The following is a 1,302-nucleotide window of genomic DNA, read 5'->3' as shown; positions in this document are numbered from 1 at the left end:
AGTTGCCTGCGCGTCACATCCAACAGTCCTACCGGGTTCTGCCCCAGAGCGGGGCAGAACCCGAAGATTGATCACAACATCACACAGGCCCTAGGTGCCCTGACCAGTGCCGTCAGTCGTGTGTTCAGCTGCGTCACGCGGTCCGGTAGGCGTGTGAGAGTGCCTTCAGGTGTGCGCGGTGTTGCTGGTGGAGGTCGATCGGTGTCTGCTGGGCCGTGTCGAGCAGCCACACTCCCTCGCGGAACCGTTCGAAGCCGATGCTCTCCCAGAGAGCGGCGATCTTCTTCTTCGCGCGCCTGTGGTCCGTCTCGGTGGTCTCATCCCGGCCCTTCGAGTACTCGCCCATCGCCGGGTAGGTGGCAACAGCGCAGCACCCGGGGGACAGTCTGCGGACGGCCTCGGCCGCGATGACCGGTCCCAGGCCGAATCCGCGCCACTGCTTGTCGAGATAGACGCGGTCGAGGACCAGCAGGTCCCCGACCGGGCTTTCGATCTGCCGCTCAAATGCCTTGCAGTAGCCCGACTGACCGCTCTTGACTCCGCGCAGCACGGTGCTGGCGATGGCTTCCAGATCTCCTGACTCGGCGTCGGCTGCGCTCCAGCGGTCGCCGTCGGTGTAATCGCGCAGGCGGTAGAGGCGGACCCTGCCGATCACCGGGGCCAGGTCCGGGTCTTGGCCGTCGCCGGACCCCTCCTCGTCGTCCTCGTCGTCGAGCGGTGCGAGGACGGAGACGTGCCACTGCTCGAGAGTGTCCTCGTCGTCGTACGGGTCCGCCGGGTGCGCGTGGTGGTAGACGAAACGCAAGTAGGCTGGATCGCCGGGGAGTTCAGCGGCTGGTCGGCGCGTGATCGGGGTCATCCGCCAAGGCTACTGAGGGCGTATGACACTGCGCCGTTCGATCGCCGTGCGCATGTGCCGTTCGCGGATCCCGTGTCACTTTCTCAGTCGCGATGTCATGTGGCTGGCCGAACTGACACGGGGTTGAGAATCGCTGGCACCTGCCGCCACTCGTCCGGGTGGCCTTGCCGCAGGTCCGGCGTGGGTGCCTCACACGGATGTGAACGTAGCGCTCAAGGAGGAGGCTGCCGATGATCTGGAGGTGACTCACGGCGGCGGGGCATAGCGCGGCATCGATCATCGTGAGCATGCGGAGCGCGAACGGCGGCCTGGTCGAGAAGCGGGAGTGGACCGCGTCATCGATCGGCGGGCTAGGGCCTGTGTGATGTTGTGATCAGTTGGGTGGTCGCACGAGGTCGTCTATCCAGATCATTGAGGCGCGGAGGTGGAGGCCTGCGAGGTAG

1 protein-coding gene is annotated in these 1,302 nt (G+C 65.8%); it reads right to left on the bottom strand.

What is annotated here, in order from left to right; genetic code table 11:
• Positions 1-133: 133 nt before the first annotated feature.
• The gene (locus ACFVXH_RS41335; protein ID WP_387831239.1) at positions 134-859 is read right to left on the bottom strand and encodes a hypothetical protein; all 726 of its coding nucleotides are present in this window, start codon (positions 857-859) and stop codon (positions 134-136) included.
• Positions 860-1,302 lie beyond the last annotated feature (443 nt).

This window comes from Kitasatospora sp. NPDC058184, from assembly GCF_042883725.1.
Lineage (GTDB): Bacteria > Actinomycetota > Actinomycetes > Streptomycetales > Streptomycetaceae > Kitasatospora.
Note: the sequence above shows the minus strand (reverse complement) of the source record. Positions and strands in the feature narration are given on the sequence as shown.